This is a genomic window from Sulfitobacter mediterraneus (assembly GCF_003054325.1).
GTDB lineage: Bacteria > Pseudomonadota > Alphaproteobacteria > Rhodobacterales > Rhodobacteraceae > Sulfitobacter > Sulfitobacter mediterraneus.
In genome coordinates, this window is record NZ_QBKU01000002.1 from 317501 (window position 1) to 338706 (window position 21206).

At 59.4% G+C, this 21206-nt stretch carries 20 protein-coding genes; 11 read left to right on the top strand and 9 right to left on the bottom strand.

The window, feature by feature from the left end:
- The first annotated feature begins 49 nt into the window (after nt 1-49).
- Complete coding sequence (gene gatB, locus C8N31_RS04655; protein WP_025048890.1) at nt 50-1561, top strand: Asp-tRNA(Asn)/Glu-tRNA(Gln) amidotransferase subunit GatB; 1512 nt, start codon at nt 50-52, stop codon at nt 1559-1561.
- A 24-nt stretch (nt 1562-1585) separates the two neighbouring features.
- On the top strand, nt 1586-2059 hold the full coding sequence (locus C8N31_RS04660; protein WP_025048889.1) for a thioesterase family protein: 474 nt from the start codon (nt 1586-1588) through the stop codon (nt 2057-2059).
- Here the strand turns inward: C8N31_RS04660 and C8N31_RS04665 are convergent, their stop codons facing one another.
- Together C8N31_RS04665 and C8N31_RS20285 are read right to left on the bottom strand one after the other, a co-directional pair.
- Nucleotides 2060-2458, bottom strand: a complete 399-nt coding sequence (locus tag C8N31_RS04665; protein WP_420834951.1) for a group III truncated hemoglobin — start codon at nt 2456-2458, stop codon at nt 2060-2062.
- Between the two features lie 2 nt (nt 2459-2460).
- On the bottom strand, nt 2461-2616 hold the full coding sequence (locus C8N31_RS20285) for a hypothetical protein (protein ID WP_162933470.1): 156 nt from the start codon (nt 2614-2616) through the stop codon (nt 2461-2463).
- Between the two features lie 77 nt (nt 2617-2693).
- Here C8N31_RS20285 and C8N31_RS04670 point away from each other — a divergent pair, with 77 nt between their 5' ends.
- Together C8N31_RS04670 and C8N31_RS04675 are read left to right on the top strand one after the other, a co-directional pair.
- Nucleotides 2694-3122 carry an RrF2 family transcriptional regulator gene (locus C8N31_RS04670; protein WP_025048887.1) on the top strand — a complete coding sequence of 143 codons (429 nt, stop codon included), beginning with the start codon at nt 2694-2696 and terminating at the stop codon, nt 3120-3122.
- 66 nt (nt 3123-3188) lie between these two features.
- Nucleotides 3189-3719, top strand: a complete 531-nt coding sequence (locus C8N31_RS04675) for a DUF4177 domain-containing protein (protein ID WP_025048886.1) — start codon at nt 3189-3191, stop codon at nt 3717-3719.
- A 9-nt stretch (nt 3720-3728) separates the two neighbouring features.
- On the opposite strand, the gene C8N31_RS04680 is transcribed toward C8N31_RS04675, so the two are convergent.
- Nucleotides 3729-3986, bottom strand: coding sequence for a BolA family protein (locus tag C8N31_RS04680; RefSeq protein WP_025048885.1), 258 nt, complete (start codon nt 3984-3986; stop codon nt 3729-3731).
- A 75-nt stretch (nt 3987-4061) separates the two neighbouring features.
- Between C8N31_RS04680 and C8N31_RS04685 the strand changes: the two genes are divergently transcribed.
- From C8N31_RS04685 to C8N31_RS04715, 7 genes are all read left to right on the top strand, one after another.
- Entirely contained in the window at nt 4062-4688 is a 627-nt protein-coding gene (locus C8N31_RS04685; RefSeq protein WP_025048884.1) for a J domain-containing protein, read from the top strand.
- 131 nt (nt 4689-4819) lie between these two features.
- Nucleotides 4820-6487, top strand: a complete 1668-nt coding sequence (locus tag C8N31_RS04690) for a tetratricopeptide repeat protein (protein ID WP_025048883.1) — start codon at nt 4820-4822, stop codon at nt 6485-6487.
- 116 nt (nt 6488-6603) lie between these two features.
- A complete protein-coding gene (gene cobS, locus C8N31_RS04695; RefSeq protein WP_025048882.1) occupies nt 6604-7590 on the top strand; it encodes a cobaltochelatase subunit CobS in 987 nt (328 codons plus the stop codon).
- A gap of 21 nt (nt 7591-7611) precedes the next feature.
- Nucleotides 7612-8316: an aspartate/glutamate racemase family protein gene (locus C8N31_RS04700; RefSeq protein ID WP_025048881.1), complete on the top strand. Its 705-nt coding sequence runs from the start codon at nt 7612-7614 to the stop codon at nt 8314-8316.
- On the top strand, nt 8309-10186 hold the full coding sequence (gene cobT, locus C8N31_RS04705; RefSeq protein ID WP_025048880.1) for a cobaltochelatase subunit CobT: 1878 nt from the start codon (nt 8309-8311) through the stop codon (nt 10184-10186). The genes C8N31_RS04700 and cobT overlap by 8 nt, the downstream gene beginning before the upstream one ends.
- A 44-nt stretch (nt 10187-10230) precedes the next feature.
- Nucleotides 10231-12021: an aminopeptidase P family protein gene (locus C8N31_RS04710; protein ID WP_025048879.1), complete on the top strand. Its 1791-nt coding sequence runs from the start codon at nt 10231-10233 to the stop codon at nt 12019-12021.
- A gap of 33 nt (nt 12022-12054) precedes the next feature.
- Nucleotides 12055-12399 carry a DUF427 domain-containing protein gene (locus C8N31_RS04715; RefSeq protein WP_025048878.1) on the top strand — a complete coding sequence of 115 codons (345 nt, stop codon included), beginning with the start codon at nt 12055-12057 and terminating at the stop codon, nt 12397-12399.
- A 12-nt stretch (nt 12400-12411) separates the two neighbouring features.
- Here the strand turns inward: C8N31_RS04715 and C8N31_RS04720 are convergent, their stop codons facing one another.
- From C8N31_RS04720 to ftsA, 6 genes are all read right to left on the bottom strand, one after another.
- On the bottom strand, nt 12412-14097 hold the full coding sequence (locus tag C8N31_RS04720) for a chloride channel protein (RefSeq protein ID WP_025048877.1): 1686 nt from the start codon (nt 14095-14097) through the stop codon (nt 12412-12414).
- Between the two features lie 64 nt (nt 14098-14161).
- A complete protein-coding gene (gene recN / locus C8N31_RS04725) occupies nt 14162-15811 on the bottom strand; it encodes a DNA repair protein RecN (RefSeq protein ID WP_025048876.1) in 1650 nt (549 codons plus the stop codon).
- A 36-nt stretch (nt 15812-15847) separates the two neighbouring features.
- Nucleotides 15848-16717, bottom strand: coding sequence for an outer membrane protein assembly factor BamD (locus tag C8N31_RS04730; protein WP_025048875.1), 870 nt, complete (start codon nt 16715-16717; stop codon nt 15848-15850).
- Nucleotides 16718-16940: 223 nt separating this feature from the next.
- On the bottom strand, nt 16941-17864 hold the full coding sequence (lpxC, locus tag C8N31_RS04735) for a UDP-3-O-acyl-N-acetylglucosamine deacetylase (RefSeq protein ID WP_025048874.1): 924 nt from the start codon (nt 17862-17864) through the stop codon (nt 16941-16943).
- Nucleotides 17865-18068: 204 nt separating this feature from the next.
- Nucleotides 18069-19688, bottom strand: coding sequence for a cell division protein FtsZ (gene ftsZ, locus C8N31_RS04740; RefSeq protein ID WP_025048873.1), 1620 nt, complete (start codon nt 19686-19688; stop codon nt 18069-18071).
- A 175-nt stretch (nt 19689-19863) separates the two neighbouring features.
- The gene (gene ftsA / locus C8N31_RS04745) at nt 19864-21198 is read right to left on the bottom strand and encodes a cell division protein FtsA (RefSeq protein ID WP_025048872.1); all 1335 of its coding nucleotides are present in this window, start codon (nt 21196-21198) and stop codon (nt 19864-19866) included.
- Nucleotides 21199-21206 lie beyond the last annotated feature (8 nt).

Consider the following 21206-nt stretch of genomic DNA (forward strand, 5'->3'; position numbering starts at 1 on the left):
GCCCCCTGTCCTATGACCTTCGACGTTCGCCAACGCACGAGGGCCTTCCATGCTTGATCTGACTTACGACACCCCGAAACCACGCGTGATCGCGGGGGCCAAGAATGACTGGGAACTGGTCATCGGGATGGAGGTGCACGCACAGGTGCAATCCAACGCCAAACTTTTCTCCGGCGCATCCACAAAATTCGGCGCAGAGCCCAACAGCAACGTGGCCTTCGTGGACGCGGCAATGCCCGGCATGTTGCCAGTGATCAACGAATATTGCGTGGAACAAGCGGTGCGCACCGGCCTTGGCCTGAAAGCGCAGATCAACCTGAAGTCGGCCTTTGACCGCAAAAACTATTTCTATCCCGATCTGCCGCAGGGTTATCAGATCTCCCAGCTTTATGAACCGATTGTCGGTGAAGGCGAAGTTTTGGTCGAGATGGGCGATGGCACGGCGCGTCTGGTCCGGGTGGAACGCATCCACATGGAACAGGACGCTGGTAAATCCATCCACGACATGGACCCGAACATGTCTTTCGTCGATTTGAACCGCACAGGCGTCTGCCTGATGGAGATCGTAAGCCAACCGGATATTCGCGGCCCCGAAGAGGCCGCCGCCTATCTGGGCAAACTGCGTCAGATACTGCGCTACTTGGGCACCTGCAACGGTGACATGCAGTCGGGCGCGATGCGCGCAGATGTGAACGTGTCGATCTGCCGTCCGGGCCAGTATGAGAAGTATCAGGAAACACAGGACTTTTCCCACCTCGGCACCCGCTGCGAGATCAAGAACATGAATTCCATGCGCTTTATCCAGCAGGCAATTGAAGTCGAAGCCCGCCGCCAGATCGCAATTGTCGAGGCGGGCGGCGAAGTGGTGCAGGAAACCCGCCTGTTTGACCCAGACAAACAGGAAACCCGCTCCATGCGGTCCAAGGAAGAGGCGCATGATTATCGCTACTTCCCTGATCCCGATCTGCTGCCGCTTGAGATTGAACAAGCTTGGGTGGATGACATCGCGGCCAATCTGCCCGAACTGCCTGACGCCAAGAAGGCCCGCTTTATCGCCGATTTCGGGCTCAGCGATTATGACGCCTCTGTCCTGACCGCCGATCTGGACTCGGCAGGTTACTTTGAAGCCGTGGCCAAGGGCCGAGACGGGAAAATGGCCGCGAACTGGGTGATCAACGAATTGTTTGGCCGTCTGAAGAAAGACGACAAGGACATCACACAAAGCCCGGTGTCCCCCGCACATTTGGGTGCCATCGTGGATCTGATCGCGTCTGACGCAATCTCTGGCAAAATCGGCAAAGACGTCTTTGAAATCAGCTATACCACGGGCCGCGAACCGGGCGAGATTGTCGAGACCGAAGGCATGAAACAGGTGACCGACACCGGCGCGATTGAGGCCGCAGTGGACGAGATCATCGCCGCCAACCCCGATCAGGTCGCCAAAGCCAAGGAAAACCCCAAGCTGGCAGGCTGGTTTGTGGGTCAGGTGATGAAGGCCACGGGCGGCAAGGCCAATCCAAAGGCTGTGAACCAACTGGTTGCGAAAAAGCTGAACTCATAAACGGGGCCACCCGCAGGAGCGCCAATGTCCCAGCTTTTCAGATCCCGTCCGCTCAAGGTTTTGCCAGAGTGGATTGATTTCAACGGCCATCTCAACATGGCCTATTACAACGTGTTGTTTGATCACGCGGTGGATCACGCCTACGAACAGCTCGGCTTTGGGCCAGAGTATCAAAAGACCGGCTGCACCACCTATGTGGCCGAGTTTCATATCTGCTACCTGCGTGAGTTGCACGAGGGTGACGAGGTCACGGTCACGCTGCAACTCATTGATTATGATGAGAAACGGTTCCATTATTATCAAGAGATGTGGCATGCGGATGGCTGGTGTGCCGCCACCGCCGAGGGGCTGACCCTGCATGTGGATCAATCCGGCCCGCGCGTCGCGCCGATGCCGGATGACATTCAGAAAAAGCTGGCGGCGTTCAAGACCGCGCAGGGCGATATGCCTTTGCCAGACCGTGTGGGCCGCAGTATCGGGATCAAGCGCAAAACCTGATCACCCCAGATCTGGCAGGGCCCCGAACCCGCCACGCTGCGCCAACAGACCAGACCGCAGCCCCTGCCCGATCCGGTGCGCAAGCGCCGACCAAGCCCGCGCCGGGGTTTGCGGCAATTCGCGGTGCAGCACCTCATCAAACAGCGCCAGCCAACCGGAAAAATGATCCGGATCCACCGTTTTCGCCTTAAGATGCACCTGCATCGGATTGCCGGAATAACACCGCTCTCCCAGAATCGCATTGCGCCAGAACAGCACGATTTTGTCTTCGTGGTTTGGCCAGTCGGCAACATGCCCGCCAAACACCGGACCAAGCACCGGATCGCCCCGCACAGCGCTGTAGAAACTGCGCACAACACGGGTAATGTCATCGGCATTCACATCAAATCTCGGAGGCATGCTCATACCGCAAATATCCAGACGCCGATCAACATCACAACTGTGTAAACCAATGTGTTGATCATCCAGCGGATCAACCCCGCATCAGAGGTCGGCTCCACACCGATCCATTTGCAAAATTGCGTTCCGGGCCAAAGGATCAGATCTGCCAAAGTCATGTCGCACCTATAATCGGTATTTTTGATGCGGGTTTTATAACGCTTCTAAATACGCATTGTAAATGCTAAATAAAGCCATGCAGCTCGATAAATTCTCAGACTACGCACTGCGCATCCTGATGGCTTTGGCCGTGCACCATCCCGAAAAGATGCCCGTGGCCCGCATCGCCAAGCTGTATGACCTGTCAGAAAACCACTTGTCAAAGGTGGCCTCAGCCCTCGTTCGGGGCGGATTCCTACAGTCCGAACGGGGTCGCGCGGGGGGGCTGACGCTGGCCAGAACGGCAAATGAAATCAGCATCGGGGCGGTCATTCGTCATCTCAAGGAAGACGAGCCCGTGGTGGAATGCTTTGGCCCCAACTGCCAATGCCGGATCGAATCTGCCTGCGGTCTGCGCGAACCGCTGGCTCAGGCCAAGGAAGCGTTCTTTGCCGCGTTGGACCCTTACAGCCTCGCTGAGGTCTCGGCCAATCGCGGCACATTGGCCAGCTTGCTTGCCCCTTGAACAGACAACATTCCCTTTGGCCGCGTCATAAGGTAGACAGCGCCCAGATTTTAAAGAGATGTTCATATGCCCCGTTACGAATACAAAGTTGTACCCGCCCCAACCAAGGGCCTCAAAGCCAAGGGTCTCAAAACGCCAGAGGCGCGGTTTTCCAATGCGCTTCAGGCTTTGATGAACACACTTGGAGGCGATGGCTGGGAATATCAACGTGCAGAAACCCTGCCGAGCGTTGAACGCTCCGGGCTCACCTCTTCGACAACGGAGTGGCGTCACGTTTTGGTGTTCCGCCGCGCATTAGAAACCCAAACCGAAACCTTTACGCCCGAACTGCTGCCGGCCCCTGTCGCGGTCGAAATGCCCAAGGAACCTGCCTCCGAAACGCCCGAAAAGGCCGAGGTTTCCGAAGCGGAAAAGCCTGCGAAAGACTCGCCCGAAAAAGCGGAGGACGAGGCTCTAGACGCCCCCGAGGAACAGCCCGCAAAGCCTGTGGATAACCCGGTGGATAACGGCGTCGAAGACACCGATGATGTGGCCGGGATCGGATCACCGCTCGAGGTTCTTGCAAAAGCAAGAAATAAACCAAAATCAGATAATTAAGAGGCGTTCTTAAACGTCCAAATCCAGTGCCAGCGCGTGAATACGCGCAATCAGATCCGGCCCCAAGGCAGCATGCACCGCACGGTGCCGCGCCAACCGGTTTTTGCCCTCGAATGCCTGTGACCGGATGCGCACATTGAAATGGCTCTCGCCGCCGTCCTGATACCCCGCATGGCCCCGGTGGCTTTCGCTGTCATCAACCACCAAAACCTCGCCGCCGGGAAAGGCCGCCGTCAGCCGGTCTTCGATCTCTTGCGTTTTCGACATTTTTTTTCCGAAGCCCCTTCAATCTCGCTGCACAAAGTCTAAACTCTGCCGCCTGAGTCTTAAAGGTCTATCACTATGCCCAAACCAGATCCGTTCGGATTTGACATGTCCGTGTCCACATCGAAAAAGAAAAATCCCCGCGGTCGCCGTGGCATGTCCGGCGCGTCCGAGACATCAACACGGGTTTGCGATCATGAGGGCTGCGAAGAGGCGGGCAAGTTCCGCGCGCCCAAGGCGCCTGATGTTCTGGATGATTTTTTCTGGTTCTGTCAGCAGCACGTGCGCGAATACAATCTCAAGTGGAACTTCTTTGACGGCACCACTGAGGCCGAGATGAATGCACAACTGTCCGAAGACAAAGTCTGGGAGCGTAAGACCAAGCCGCTGGGCGATCCCGAGGCCCGCGCATGGGCGCGTCTTGGCATCGAAGATCCGCATCAGGTATTGGGCAAAAACGCCACGCAGAACCCCGGTCGCGGACCGCAGGCGGGTCGCCGCCTGCCGCCCACCGAACGCCGCGCCATCGAGATACTTGAGGCCAAAGATACATGGTCCAAACCCGAAGTGCGCAAGGCCTATAAGGCGCTGATCAAGGTGCTGCACCCCGATATGAACGGTGGTGACCGATCCCAGGAAGAGCAGCTGCAAGAAGTTGTCTGGGCATGGGACCAGATCAAAGGCAGCCGGAATTTCAAGGACTGAGTTTAACAAAAGTAGTTTGACAACAATACCTTAAAGGATCGCTTTGGCGGTCCTTTTGCTTTTTGATCTGCTGGGTCTAGGCAAATCCCACTGCAATTGCCATCCTGCGCCAAACAGCAGGAGCCGCGCACATGGACTACCCTTATGATTTGGGCCGCTATGGCCGCACCGTGACGACAAGCGCGGAAGATGCGCAGACATGGTTCGATCGGGGTCTCAACTGGATCTACGGGTTCAACCACGAAGAGGCAGCGGCCTGTTTTATCAAAGCCGCCGCCGCAGATCCACAATGTGCCATGGCTTTTTGGGGTCATGGTTATGCGGCTGGCCCCAATTACAACATGTCTTGGGACCTGTTCGATGACAAAGGCCGGGCCGAGGCCCTTGCTGCCGCCTACGACGCCACCCAAGCCGCCTTGGCGCAGATTGCCCATATCACAGCGCCCGAAGCGGCCCTGATCAACGCGCTGACCGCACGCTACCCACAGCGGGACGTGACCGAGGACATGCACCAATGGGACTATGACTTTGCCGATGCCATGCGCGTTGCCCATCATGCCTTTCCCGATGACGCCGATGTCGCAACCATCTTTGTCGATGCGCTGATGAACCTGACCCCATGGAACATGTGGAACCTTGAAACCGGCGCAGTGGCCTTTGACGCGGCCACCGAAGAGGCGCAGGAAGTGCTTGAGCGGCACATGGCCCTGACCGGCGGCATGGTGCACCCCGGCATTCTGCATCTTTATGTGCACCTGATGGAGATGTCCCCCTTCCCCGAAAAGGCGCTGAAGGCGGCGGATGTCCTGCGCACCTTGGTGCCCGATGCGGGCCATCTGGTGCATATGCCCAGCCATATTGACGTGCTGTGCGGGCATTATGAGAACGTCGTGCGATGGAACGAAAAGGCGATCGTGGCGGATCTGAAGTATTTCGAGGCGGAAGGCGCCTTCAACATCTACACCGGCTATCGCCAGCACAATTATCACTTTGTGATCTACGGGGCGATGTTTCTGGGCCAGTTCGAACCAGCGATGCGCGCGGTGCGGCAAATGGCAGAAACCATCCCGCACGAACTGTTGGAAATTCAATCGCCTCCGATGGCCGATTATTTCGAAACGGACCTGGGCAAAGAGCCCCATGTCCTGATCCGCTTTGGCATGTGGAACGAGATCCTGGAACTGGATCTGCCTGCCGACACCGAACTTTATTGCATGACCACGGCCTTTATCGAATACGCCAAGGCACTGGCCCATTCCGCACTTGGCAATGTACCGCAGGCCGAAGCGCAGCTTGAGGTGTTTCTGGCCGCCAAGGCGCGTGTGCCGGAAAGCCGCCTGTCGCACAACGTGCGCGGGGTTGACCTGTTGGAAGTGGCCGAGGCGATGCTGCGCGGGGAGCTGACCTATCGCAAGCGCGACTATGACACCGCCTTTGCGCATCTTCGCCAGGCCGTCATGCTGGATGATGCGCTGCCCTATGACGAACCCTGGGGCTGGATCCAGCCCACCCGCCATGCCCTTGGCGCGTTGCTTTATGAACAGGGGCAATATGCAGCGGCGGAACAGGTCTTTCGCGAGGATCTGGGCCTTGCCCCCGGCCTGCCCCGCGCTTGTGTGCATCCGGACAACGTTTGGGCGCTGCGCGGGCTTTATGACTGTCTGATCGCGCAGGGAAAAACCGAAGAGTCACCCCATATCAAACTGCGCCTCGATCTGGCCAACGCCCGCGCAGACCGGCCCATTTTGGCGGCCTGTGGATGTGCCCAGGTTGCCGTGACGCAATGTTGCACCAAATAACTGGCCTTAAAGTCTGACAAACCATTAGCCCAACCCTTGCACCCATCGGACGAATGGTGAACAACGGTCCGGCTTGAGCCGCCCTTTGGGGCGCACCAGAGAAAAGGACAGGACAGATGGCCGACGGCGCGCTGGATATCGACACCAAACCCACCGAAGAAATCAGCGTCCGCGAGGTTTTCGGTATTGATACGGACATGGTTGTAAAAGGCTTTGCCGAACGCACCGACCGCGTGCCGGATCTTGATAGCACCTACAAGTTTGATCCCGATACGACATTGGCGATCCTTGCAGGCTTTAGCCACAACCGCCGCGTGATGATCCAAGGCTATCACGGCACGGGCAAATCGACCCATATCGAACAGGTGGCAAGCCGCCTGAACTGGCCTGCGGTGCGCGTCAATCTCGACAGCCACATCAGCCGGATCGACCTGATCGGCAAGGACGCGATCAAGCTCAAAGATGGCAAGCAGGTTACAGACTTCCAAGAAGGCATCCTGCCTTGGGCGCTGCGCAACCCGACCGCGATTGTGTTTGATGAATATGACGCAGGCCGCGCCGATGTGATGTTCGTGATCCAGCGTGTGCTGGAAGTGGACGGCAAGCTGACGCTTCTGGACCAAAATCAGGTCATCACACCGCACCCCTATTTCCGCATTTTTGCGACCGCCAACACCGTGGGTCTGGGCGATACAACTGGCCTTTATCACGGCACCCAGCAGATCAACCAAGGCCAGATGGACCGTTGGTCACTGGTGGCAACGCTGAACTATCTGTCCATTGACGCAGAAACAGCCATCGTTCTGTCCAAGAACCCGCATTACAACACCGAAGCGGGCCGCAAAACGGTCAAGCAGATGGTGACAGTGGCGGATCTGACGCGCACGGCGTTTATGAACGGTGAGCTTTCCACCGTCATGTCGCCGCGTACCGTCATCGCCTGGGCCCAGAACGCCGAGATTTTCCGCAATGTGGGCTATGCCTTCCGCCTGTCCTTCCTCAACAAATGTGACGAGCTGGAGCGCCAGACCGTGGCAGAATTCTATCAGCGTCTGTTCGACGAAGAACTGCCCGAAAGCGCGGCCAGCGTCAGCTTGGGGTAAGCCAAAGCCTAAGGAGGCGTCATGCACTTAGGTTTGATCGGCGGCATCGGTCCGGCATCCACGGTTGTCTATTATCAAAAACTGACGGCAGCCCTGCGCGCATTGGGGCAGCCGCTGGAACTGACCATCGTGAACGCGGATGCCAATGTTCTGGTGAAAAACAATCTGGCGGATGACCGCGCCGCGCAGGCAAAAGTCTATGCGGGATTGATTGACCGGCTACAGGCGGCTGGCGCCGATTGCGCGGTGATCACCTCGCTGGGTGGGCATTTCTGCATTGAGGAAACCGTGCCGCTGTCCGCCCTGCCCTTGATCAGCGGCGTGACCCCGCTGGACGGGTTCTTTACCCAGCAGGGCATCAAGACGGTTGGCCTTTTGGGCACCGCTGTGGTGATGCGCACAAAACTATACGGCCAGCTTGAAAACACCGCAGCCATCGCGCCCGATGATATCGCAGGCTCAGGCCAAACCTATCTGGATATGGCGCTGTCCAGTATTTGTACCGACGCGCAGCGCAGCTATTTCTTTGCCCAGGGTCAAAGCCTGATCGACGCTGGCGCGGATGCAGTTGTCCTCGCTGGCACCGACCTGAACCTCGCGTTTGACGGGCGCGACGTTGGCTATAGGGTGATTGACGCGCTAGACATACATATCGACCTTTTGGTCAAGCTGGCCACGGGCAAAGCTGATCTGAACGAGCATGCAATGGGGGCAACCAATGTCTAAACCATCCGACAATCCCGCAGACGCATTCAAAAAGGCGCTGGCCGAGGCGTCCAAGGTCATGGCCAATGATCCTGAACTGACGGTCAGCTATTCGGTGGACCCCTCCGGCCTGTCCGGCGACACAATGCGCCTGCCGCAAGTGACCCGCCGCATGACCCGCGAAGAGGTTCTGCTGGCCCGCGGCACCGCAGACGCGCTGGCGCTGAACCGGCGCTATCACAACGGCCAGACCCACGCCCGCTATGAACCACAAGGCGAAATGGCCCGCGATCTTTATGAGGCAATGGAAACTGCCCGCTGCGAAGCGGTGGGCGCACGCGACATGCCCGGCACCGCAGGCAACATTGACGTCAAGATCAAGCACGAGGCCCTGCGCAAGGGTTATGATCAGGCCAGACAGGCCAGCGATGTGCCTCTGGCCACGGCTGCGGGTTATCTGGTGCGCCATCTGGCGACGGGGCGCGAATTGCCCCCCGGCGCGGACAACGCAATGGAGCTGTGGCGCGGCTATATCGAGGAACAGGCCGGCGGCACGCTGGACACCCTTGGTGATATTCTCGACGACCAATCCGCATTTGCCAAATTTGCCCGCCAGATGATCAGTGATCTGGGCTATGGCGATCAGTTGGGTGATGATCCCGACCAGGTTGACGAAGATATGGAAGACGAGGCCGAAGAAGGCGCGGAAGAAGAACAAGACCCCGACAGCACCGGCGAGGACGATCAGGACGAAGACGACGCCGAAGGCAGCGCCGAGCAGTCACAAGAAGAACAGCAAGACAGCGCCGAGGCGCAGGTCTCGATGGACGAAATGGCCGACCAAGAGTTGGGCGAAGAGGCGGAAATGCCAGAGGGCGAGGCGCCGCTTGAGCCGCCTGCCCCGCAGCCGGTTTCGGACGCGGATCCCAATTATCTGGTCTATATGGACACCCACGACGAGGTGATTGGCGCCGAGGATCTGGCCGATCCTGTCGAACTGGAACGCTTGCGGGCCTATCTCGACCAACAGCTTGAACCGCTCAAGGGCGCGGTGAGCCGTCTGGCCAACAAGCTGCAGCGCCGTTTGCAGGCCCAACAGAACCGATCTTGGGAATTTGACCTTGAAGAAGGCATGCTGGATGCGGGCCGTCTGGCACGGGTTGTGGCCAATCCAACAACGCCACTTTCCTTCAAGGTCGAGAAAGACACCGAATTCCGCGATACTGTTGTGACGCTGCTGCTGGACAATTCCGGCTCAATGCGGGGGCGGCCGATTTCCATTGCTGCGATCTGTGCCGACGTTCTGGCCCGCACGTTGGAACGGTGCAACGTCAAGGTCGAGATCCTTGGCTTTACCACCCGCGCGTGGAAAGGTGGCCAAGCCCGTGAGGCATGGCTGAACGAAGGGCGCCCCGTGCAGCCGGGCCGCCTGAATGACCTGCGCCACATCATCTACAAATCCGCAGACGCCCCGTGGCGGCGAACCCGGCCCAATCTTGGTCTGATGATGAAAGAGGGTCTGCTCAAGGAAAACATCGACGGTGAGGCACTGGAATGGGCGCACCGCCGGATGCTGGCGCGGCACGAGGCCCGCAAAATCCTCATGGTGATCTCTGACGGGGCGCCGGTGGATGACAGCACCTTGTCGGTTAACCCGGCCAACTATCTGGAAAAGCACCTGCGCGATGTGATCGCTTTGGTCGAGAAGCGCAAAGCGGTGGAACTGCTGGCCATCGGTATCGGCCATGACGTCACCCGCTATTATGACCGCGCGGTAACGATCACGGATGTGGAACAGCTGGCCGGTGCGATGACCGAACAACTGGCGGCGCTGTTTGACAGTGATCCACGGGCACGGGCCCGCGTCATGGGGATGCGCCGCGCCGGTTGAGAGCGCGGGATTGAGTTTTTTTAAGCCAAATGAAGGAGGGGCGGATGTTCCAGAGTTTCGAGGTCACCGCACGCCCGGAACAGGGGCCGCCCCGTCTGGCCGCGCTGCGCCAAGAGTTGGCTGCAGCGGGCCTTGATGGGTTTCTCATTCCCCGCGCCGATGCCCATCAGGGCGAATATGTTGCCCCCCATGATGACCGGCTGGCCTGGCTGACGGGTTTCACCGGCTCCGCAGGCTTTTGTGCGGCGCTGAAAGACGTCGCCGGCGTGTTCATTGACGGGCGCTATCGCACTCAGGTCAAGACGCAGGTCGCAGCGGATTTTACGCCGGTGCCTTGGCCAGAAGTGTCTTTGGCGCAGTGGCTCAAGGAACAATTGCCGGGTGGCGGCGTGGTCGGATTTGACCCGTGGCTGCACACCGCAGGGCAGCTGGAACAACTGGCTGAGGCGCTGTCCGGCACCGGCATTGACATGCGGGCCTGCGCCAATCTGGTGGACCGGATCTGGACAGATCAACCAGCCCCGCCAATGGCCCCAGCCAAGGTGCACCCCTTTGAATTTGCAGGGGAAAACCATGAGGATAAACGTACGCGGCTGGGCAAGGCCTTGCAGGATGCGGGCCATGCGGCGGCCTTGATCACCCTGCCCGATAGCCTGTGCTGGCTGCTGAACCTGCGCGGCGCGGATATCCCGCGCAATCCGGTGATGCATGGCTTTGCCGTGCTGCATCAGGACGGTGCGGTAGATCTGTTCGCCGCCGCGTCCAAGCTGGAGACGGCACTGGACCATTTGGGTCCGCAGGTCACGGTGCATGACCCTGCAACGCTGATCGCCTTTCTGGGACAAATCACCGACCTCGTGCGCATTGAAAAGCAAAGCGTCCCGGTCATCCTTGCCGAAGCTTTGGGCGATGCAGCTGCCTTTGGCGATGATCCCTGCGCCCTACCCAAAGCCTGCAAGAATGCCGCCGAAATTGCCGGATCGGCTCAGGCGCATCTGCGCGATGGTGCGGCGCTCTGCGAGGTGTTGGCGTGGCTCGACGCGCAGCCCGCTGGCAGCCTGTCCGAAACCCAGGTGGTTAGCCAGCTGGAGGCCGCGCGGCGCAAGGACAACGCGCTGCAAGACATCAGTTTTGAGACCATCGCGGGCACCGGCCCCAATGGCGCGATCATGCATTACCGCGTCACCGAAGACACCGACAGCCGCCTTGAGGACGGGCATCTGTTGGTGCTGGATTCGGGTGGGCAATATCTGGATGGCACGACCGACATCACCCGCACCATTGCCATCGGCACCCCGCCCGAGGAGGCCAGCGCCGCCTTCACCCGTGTGTTGTCCGGGATGATCGCCATGAGCCGCCTGCGCTGGCCGCGCGGGCTGGCGGGGCGTGACATCGAGGCGATTGGCCGGATGCCACTATGGCTGGCCGGGCAGGACTTTGATCATGGGCTGGGGCATGGTGTTGGCGCTTACCTCAGCGTACATGAGGGGCCACAACGGCTCAGCAAGGTCAGCCATGTGCCACTGGATACAGGCATGATCCTGTCGAATGAGCCGGGATACTACCGCGAGGGCGCATTTGGCATCCGCATCGAGAACCTATTGGTGGTCGAAGATGCGCCAGATTTGGCCGGCGGCGACGCGCACCGCAAGATGTTGCACTGGCGCACGCTCAGCTTTGCGCCCATCGACCGGCGGCTGATTGTGCCTGCGCTTTTGGACCCTGCAGCGCGGACATGGCTTAACGCCTACCATGCGGAGGTTGCAGAAAAAATCGGACCGCGGGTATCGCCTGTTACAAAACTATGGTTGGATGCGGCCACGGCCCCGATCTGAAGGGGCAGATGAACGCTTGTGGGGAGAAACAGCATGGCCGATCACATCACAATTACACAATCCGATGCCAATTGGACCGTGCGTGCCGGTGGTGCCGTTCTGGGCGAGACCACCAACGCCCTGATCCTGCAAGAGGGCGACTATCCCGAGGTCATCTATTTCCCGCGCGGCGATATCGCGATGGCGTTTCTCGACAGCACCGACAAAACCACCCATTGCCCGCACAAGGGCGATGCCCACTATTTCTCAGTGGTGACCAAAAGCCGGACGCTTGAAAATGCCGTTTGGTCCTATGAAGATCCGCATGAGGCCGTGGCCGCGATCAAGGATCATCTGGCGTTTTATCCCATCGAAGAGATCACCGTTGAGCAGATCTGATCTGGCACTAGATCAGGAATGTTCCTCTGCCGCTGTGGCGGCCAAGGCCCTGTTATAGACCTTCAGCGCATCGACGTGGAACAGCGCCCCAAGCAGTTCGGGCGGCGCATCGGCGCTGAGTGTTACGACCGGAATGAACCGCGCCCCTGATTGCTCAAACACCGGCAGCGCCGCCTCTAGTGTCGCCGTACCGTCGATATAGGTGCCTTCGTTGATCAGATCCCAGCAAGCGGCGTCATCCGCCGCCCTCGGATCATCGGGGCGGCGCATGATCCGCGCCACCATGAACATCGACAGCAGATAGGCTTGCGGTCCCGCTGCCAGATGAATGCCGCGCCGCTCAATCTGGGTCAGGAAGAAACTGCGATCCACGATGCGCGAGGCCAGCGCGGTGGACATGCTGACCGCAACCATCACCGCGAGGCCGGTCTGCCAATCCCCAGTCAGTTCAAAGACGATCAAAGTGGTGGAAATCGGCGCACCAAGCACCGCAGCAGCCACCGCACCCATGCCCGCCAGCGCATAAAGCGAGGATGAACCGGAGACATCGGGAAACACCCCCGTTGCAATCAGCCCGAAGCCAAGCCCCGTCAGTGCCCCGATCATCAGCGAGGGTGAAAACACCCCGCCGCCCATGCGCCCGCCCAAGGTGATCGACACCGCCGCAACCTTGAGCACCGCAAAAATAATCGCCTCATGCAGCACCAACTGCCCGGTCAGCGCATGTGAGGTCGTCTCATAGCCAACGCCAATAATATGCGGGAACCAGATCGCAATCACGCCAAGGATCGCCCCCGCCACCGCCGGGCGCAGCCATCGCGGAAGTTTCGTTGCCTTTTCTATGACATCGCCAAAATCTTCGGCCCAAAAGATGCCGCGCATTAGGATGACCGAGACCAGACCGCAGGTGAGGCCCAAAAGCAAAAACGCGGGCAGTTCGACGTAAAATTGCAGATCGCCGTAAGTCGGCAGGATAAACTCAGTGACGCCGCCAAATTCCCAGCGGTTGATGACTGTACCTGCGACAGAGGCGATGACGATGGGCGCAAAGGCATGAACGGCAAAGTGGCGCAAGACCACCTCCAGCGCGAAGAGCGCCCCGGCGATGGGCGCATTAAAGCTGGCCGACACCGCCGCCGCCACGGCGCAGCCCAGCAGATCCCGTCCGGTGATGCCATCCGCGTTGATGCGGCGGCTGACCCAGGTGGAAATAACCCCCGCCAGATGCACAACCGGCCCTTCACGGCCTGACGACCCACCAGTGCTGAGCGTGATCATCGACGACAGGGCCGAGGCCAGACCGGCGCGGGTCTCGACACGGCCATCATGCATCGCGGCGCCAAGGATCACGTCACTGACGGACCGCGACCGCGCATCATGGGTGAAGAAATGCAGGATCAGCCCGACAATCAAACCGCCAATGGTCGGGATCAGAACGATGTAATACCACGGCAACCCCGTGAGAAAGCTGTGCAGGTTCTGCACATCTTCTGTGCCGTAAAGAGCGGCCTGTAACCAATTGATCCCTTTTCGAAAAAACAGCGCGGCAAATCCTGCGGCGATGCCGATCAGCAGAGCAATAAACCAAAAGGTAATCTTGCCCGGACCACGGGTGCGGATGACCCTGATACCATCGCGGCAGGCGCAGACCGCCTGATCAAATTGTTCTGCCAGAAAGGAAGGCGGGCGCTGGGTCATGACACCACCGCCATAAGGGATCGCACAGATCGGAGCAAAGACTTATGACGTTGCCCCATCCCGCCTACCCCGCCAACAAGGCCTCGGCGGCGGCGCGGGCGGCGTCGGTGATCACATCGCCCGACAACATCCGCGCCACTTCATCCACCCGTTCCTCTGGGGCCAGCGGCACCACCGTTGAGGTTGTGACGCCCTTGGCCACGCCCTTGGCCACGCGCCAGTGATGCGCCCCGAGGGCCGCCACCTGCGGTGAATGGGTGACAACCAGAACCTGCCCGCCTTCGGCCAGCGCCGAAAGACGCCGCCCGACCGCATCGGCGGTTGCGCCGCCCACGCCGCGGTCAATTTCGTCAAAGATCATGGTCAAACCTGTTTGGCCTTGGGTCAGACAGACCTTGAGCGCCAGCAAAAACCGGCTGAGTTCACCGCCTGATGCGATCTTGCCCAGCGGGCCAGCAGGCGCACCGGGGTTTGTGGCCACGGTAAAAGACACGCCATCACGGCCGTCCGGTCCCGGTTCTTCGGTGGTGATCTGCGTTTCAAACACAGCCCGCTCCATCTTGAGAGGGGCCAGTTCCGCTGCGACTGCCTTGTCCAGCTTGGCCGCCGCCTTGGCACGGCTACGGCTCAGGGCGTCCGCCGCCGCCTCATAGGCGGCTTCTGCATCCTTTACCTCTTGCTCCAGCGCCGCCTGCGCCGCCTCGCCCGCATCCAGCGCATCCAGCTTGGCCCGCAGGGTATCGGCAAAGCCTGCCAACTCATCAGGAGCCACGTCATGTTTGCGGGCCAGTCCGCGGATGGCAAACAGGCGTTCTTCGGTCTCTTCCAACTCAATCGGATTAAACGACATCACATCAATCGCATCGGCCACGCCGGACATGGCATCATCCAGTTCCACCATCGCACGGTTTAGCGCCGCCATCGGTGCCTCAAGCGCCCCTTCGGCCTGTGCCGCCGCCCCATCAAGCCAGCGCAACGCATCACCCATATGCCGCTCTGCGCCGTTCTGGCCCATCATCTCATAGGCGTTGACCACATCACTGCGGATCTTTTCCGCGCTCTGCATCATCCGGCGTTTGGTATCCAGCGTCGCCTCTTCGCCCTCTTGCGGGTCCAGCTTGTCCAGCTCGGCGACCGCATGGCGCAGGAATTCTTCTTCGGCTTCAATAGCTTCGCGTTCGCTGGCGGCGATCTTGGCGGCTTTTCGCGCCGCTGCAAGGGCCGACCATGCCTTGCGCACCTTGGCCTGTGCCGCCCCGTTGCCCGCAAAATCATCCAGAATGGCGCGATGCCCACGCGGGTTAAGTAAACCCCGGTCATCATGCTGCCCGTGCAATTCCACCAAGGTTTCCGAAAGCGCCCGCAACACCTCGCCCGAGCAACGCCGGTCATTGACCCAGGCGGTCTTGCGCCCGTCCCGTCCATTGATCCGCCGCAGGATCAGCTCATCGCCGTCCGGCAGCCCTGCCTCTTGCAGAACCGCGCGGGCCGGATGGCCCTCGGCCAGATCAAACCATGCGGTGACCTCGCCCTGCTCCGCTCCTTGGCGCACCAGATCGGCACGCCCACGCCAGCCCAAAACAAAACCCAATGAATCCAGCAGGATAGACTTGCCCGCCCCGGTCTCACCGGTCAGCACATTCAACCCCGGTTGAAAGCCAAGCTCCAGCCGGTCAATGATCAGCATGTCCGATATATCAAGCCCGCGCAGCATCAGATCAGCCCGTAGAGTGGGGAATTACCCCACGCGTTACAACCACTCGCCCTTGATGGTCTGGCGGTAAATCTTGCCCAGCCAGTTGTCCTTAAAGAACTTCGGCTCAAGCCCTTGCCCGGTCAGCAGTTTATAGCTGTCCTCATACCAATCCGAGGATTGATAGTTATGACCAAGGATCGCTGCGGCGGTCTGGGCCTCATTGGTCAGACCAAGCGACAGGTATCCTTCAACCAAACGGTGCAAAGCTTCCGCAGTGTGGGTCGTGGTCTGGAAATCCTCAACAACAACGCGGAAACGATTGATTGCAGCGGTGTAGTGATTGCGGCGCAGGTAATAGCGGCCGATTTCCATCTCTTTGCCAGCCAAATGGTCAAAGGCCAGATCAAATTTCAGGATCGCGGATTTGGCATATTCGCTGTCCGGATATTGCTCGATCACGTCACGCAGCGATTGCAGCGCCTGAAAGGTCAAACCCTGATCACGGCCCACTTCGTCAATCTGGTCGTAATAGCTCAGCGCCAGCAGATACTGCGCATAGGCGGCATCGTCATCATCAGGGTAAAAATCAATGAAACGCTGCGCGGCAGACCGGCTGTCGGGGTAGTCTTTGTTCTTGTGATAGGCAAAGGCCTGCATGATCAATGCGCGGCGGGCCCAATCTGAATAGGGGTAAAGCCGCTCAATCTCGGCGAAATAGAACGCGGCCTCTTTAGGGCGGCGGCGGTTCAGCTCAAACTCGCCCCGTTCAAAGATCTGCTCGGCGGAATAGGTCTCAAGCGGGATTTCCTGAGGGTTGAAGAAATTCGTCGTGGTGCGCCCGGCATCCCGTGCGCCGCAAGCCGTCAAAGCCGCAACCACAAGCACCGCACCGATCATCCGCTTACGCGACCCCGCCACTGTCATGCCCCCACCCTTTGTATCGTTAAACACATGGTCACCCGACCCTTCTTGCGACCTTGCCTAGCACAATAATTTGCGTTGCAAAACGCCGATTCCGCACTTTGTGGTGTCCCGCAGGGAAAAGTCCGAGGAATTGCCACACCGTCGTCGTTATCTGTAAGGAATTACATGCACTTGAGCCATGCTTCAATGGCAATAGCGCTATGATCACACAAGATCACAACTGTTAGGCAACCTGCGGAATTTCGTCCCAGATCAGGCCTGCACCCGGCAACCGCGCTGCTGTCTGTGCATCACAAGTGATCAACCGCACCGCACCGGGCGTGGCAAAGAGCGCACGCAGCAAGGTGTTGGTCAGGGAATGACCTGCGCGAAATCCGGTGTAATGGCCCAAAATCGGCGCACCGGCCAAAGCCAGATCACCCAAGGCATCCAGCATCTTGTGGCGCACGGGTTCATCGGCATAGCGAAGGCCGCCGGGGCTGATCACGCGGTCACCGTCAAAGACAACCGCGTTTTCACCAGAATCGCCACCCAGCGCCAGACCATTGGCCTGCATCGCATCCACATCAGCCTGACGGCAGAACGTACGGCTGTCACACAGTTCACGGGCGAAGGATCCGTTGTTCATCACCAAAGACTTTTTCTGATGCCCAATGGCCGCATCGGTGAAATCAATCTCGAAATCAATGCGCAGCGTGTCCGCTGGCGCGATTGTTGCGGTTGCTTCGCCGTCCTGAACGGTAACGGTCTTGAGCACCTCAAACGCCATCACGGGCGCGGACAGCTGCCGAATGCCGCGTTGCATAAAGCCGCGCACAAACGGGATCGCAGAACCATCAAGGATCGGCACTTCGGGTCCGTCGATGTCGATCATCGCGTTGTGGATGCCGCAACCGGCCAGCGCCGCCATCAAATGTTCAACCGTCGAAACGGCCAGACCAGAGGCATTTTCCAACTTGGTACACAATGGCGAACGGTTCACCGCGTCCCAACGGGCGGGGATCAGACGGTCACCAACCAAAACATCGCTGCGGGAAAACCAGATGCCGTGATGGGCCCCGGCGGGGCGCACGGTCACGGTGGCCGGTGCACCGGAGTGCAGGCCTTTGCCCGTAAAGCTGATGGAAGATTTGATCGTGTTCTGCACGCAGTCCGCCTGTATCCGAATCCCGCCGCAGCGGTTGCCATGGAAGTAAGCGGCAGACACCGCAGCCTCAACTCAATCTTTGTAACGGACTGAAACATGGCTGTAATGATTGAGCGCAAAGACGCCACCGGCAAACTAGATCGCTGATTTACAACGAAAAAGGGCCGCTGAAAAGCGACCCTTCATGGCTCATTTGTGAGGCGATCAGTTTGCCTGACGCCGCAAAAACGCAGGAATCTCGATCCGTTCTTGATCGGGATCAGAGGTTTCTTGTGGCTGAGGCGCGGCGGCCGCCTGCCCGTGCTGAGGCTGCATTTGCGGTTGCTGGCGGGCTGGACGCTGCTGCGCTTCGCCTTCTGCATGGCCGGTCATACGGTTGATCAGCGAGTTGATTCCAAAGCGTGGCTTCTCCGCCTGCGGTGCCGCTTGCGGGGCGGCAGCGGGGGCTTGCTGTTGCTCTGGTGCGGCTTTCTGGGCCGCGGCCCGCAGACGCGCCAGCGCCTCTGGGGATGGAGTTCCGGGGGCCGGGGCGCGTGGTGCGACAAAGGTATCAGGCTCGGCCTCAAGACTTTCTTCCTGACGTGGTTCAAAAGCTGCGACTTGAGGCTGATAGGCCGGAGGAGGCAGATCGTCCGCATCGGCGTTTTCTTCGGCAAACAGGTGATCCACCTGTTCTTCCTCGGCGGCGCGTTGCACGTCCAGATCTTCAAACAGCGGGGCCTGATCTTCGGCCTGTGCGACCTCGGCCACCATTGGTGTTTCTTCAGCCACATCGACAGGCGCCTCTTCGGCCACGGTCTGCGGCGTCAAAGGTGCACTCATAGAGCGGCGCGGCACAGGGATATCTGTGTTGACCTCAACGGCATCGATCCCGGTGGCCACAACGCTGACGCGCATCATGCCGCCCAGCGTGTCGTCCATCGTGGAGCCGACGATGATATTGGCATCTGGGTCGACTTCTTCGCGAATGCGGTTGGCCGCTTCGTCCAGTTCGAACAAGGTCAGATCCTGACCGCCGGTGATGTTGATCAATACGCCTTTTGCACCGCGCAGGCTGATTTCATCCAACAGCGGGTTGGCAATGGCTTTCTCGGCGGCCTGAATGGCGCGATCTTCGCCGTCGGCCTCGCCTGTGCCCATCATGGCTTTGCCCATTTCGTCCATAACGGCGCGTACATCGGCAAAATCGAGGTTGATCAATCCGGGGCGGACCATCAGATCGGTAACGCCTTTAACCCCTTGATAAAGAACATCATCCGCCATGGAGAAGGCATCGGTAAAGGTGGTCTTTTCATTGGCCAAACGGAACAGGTTCTGGTTTGGAATGATGATCAGCGTGTCCACGACCTTTTGCAGGGCATCAACGCCCTCCTCGGCCTGACGCATCCGCTTGTTGCCTTCAAACTGGAAAGGTTTGGTCACAACGCCAACGGTCAGAACACCAAGTTCACGCGCCGCTTGGGCAATGATCGGGGCCGCTCCGGTGCCGGTGCCGCCGCCCATGCCAGCGGTGATAAAGCACATATGTGCGCCCGCCAGATGATCCACGATCTGTTCAATGCTTTCCTCGGCCGCCGCGGCGCCTACTGTGGCCCGCGCGCCCGCGCCCAACCCTTCGGTCACTTTGATGCCCAGCTGCACCCGACTTTCCGCCTTGGCTTGTTGCAGGGCCTGCGCGTCGGTGTTCGCCACCACGAATTCGACGCCTTCAAGCGATTTGTCGATCATGTTGTTGACCGCGTTGCCGCCTGCCCCGCCCACACCGAAAACGGTGATCCGTGGTTTCAGGTCGTCATGCCCCGGCATGGAAAGATTGAGTGTCATAATGCTGTCCGCCTGTTTATGTGCCCACGTTCGCAGGCTTATTTCGCCACCAATTGCGGGTAATCTTAACGGTCTACACCCGCACCGTCACCCATTAATCGATTAAAACCAGCTAAATATGGGCATTTTTTCGCCGATTTGCCATGCATTTCGGGCCTTCCACCGCATATTGCGGTCACCAATTGTCGCGGAACCATTTAACCGCGCGCTTGAGCGACTTTGACGGATAGCTGTCCGCCGGTATCGCAAAGTCCCACCATTCGTCCTGAGGGTGCGCCGCAAAGAGCGAAAGCCCCACCGCCGAGGCAAAGCCCGGCCCGGTTGCGGCTTGCGGCAACCCATGCACACGCAGGGGCCTGCCAAGGCGCACTTGTTGTCCCAAAATCTTGCTCGCCAGCCCGTCAAGGCCGGGGATCTGGCTGCCGCCGCCTGTCAGAACGATTTGTTGGCTGGGCAGATGGTCAAAGCCCGCCGCATCAAGGCGCACGCGCACCTCTTCCAGAATCTCTTCGACCCGAGGCCGCATGATGCCGATCAGTTCGGCGCGGCTGGCGGTGCGCCGGTCATGTTCGTAATCGCCAGTATCGCCGCCAATTTCGATCATCTCGCGGTCATCCATCCCGGTGGCGTGCACGCCGCCATAAAACGTTTTGATGCGCTCGGCATTGGCCGTCGGCACCTGAAGGCCCATCGAAATATCGCTGGTGACGTGATCGCCGCCCATGCGCACGCTATCCGCAAAAATCATGTGTTTTTTGATGAACACCGACACGCTGGTTGATCCGCCGCCCATGTCGATACAGGCCGCGCCCAGCTCTTGTTCGTCCTCAACCAGCGCTGAGATCCCCGACACATAGGCAGAAGAAGCAATGCCCGCCAGTTCCAGATCACAACGCTTGATGCAATGTGCCAGATGCTGCACCGCTGCCGCATCGACCGTCAGCATATGCATATCCACTGACAGTGTATTGCCCAATTGCCCGCGCGGATCGCTAAGGCCAGACCGATGATCGAGCGCAAAGTTCACCGGCTGCGCATGCATCACTTCGCGGCCCTCGCCGTATTCCGGCACCTCGCAGCCAGCCAGAACATGCGCGACATCCTGTTCGGACACGGTTTGCCCATCCAATTCGATCTGCGCATCCAGCCCATAGCTGCGCGGCTCTGCCCCGGAGAAACAGGCGATCACGTGATCGACGCGGATGCCGGCCATCTTCTGTGCGGCCTGCAAGGCAGTGCGAATGGCGCGTTCGGTTTCACCCATTGCGCAGATCTCACCAAAGCGGACCCCGCGAGACCGTGTCGTGGCGGCACCAATGACCCGAAAGCCCGCCTGCCCGGCCAGCGATCCGATCTCGCCCTCATCGCCCAACTGCCCCGCCCCGTCAAAGCGCAGAACAAGGCAGGCGATCTTGGAACTGCCCACATCCAAAACGGCCACAACACCGCGCTGCATGGCGAGTTTTCGCATGTGCCGCATAGACCGTTGGCTGTCATATAGATTTGTCATCGTCTCAC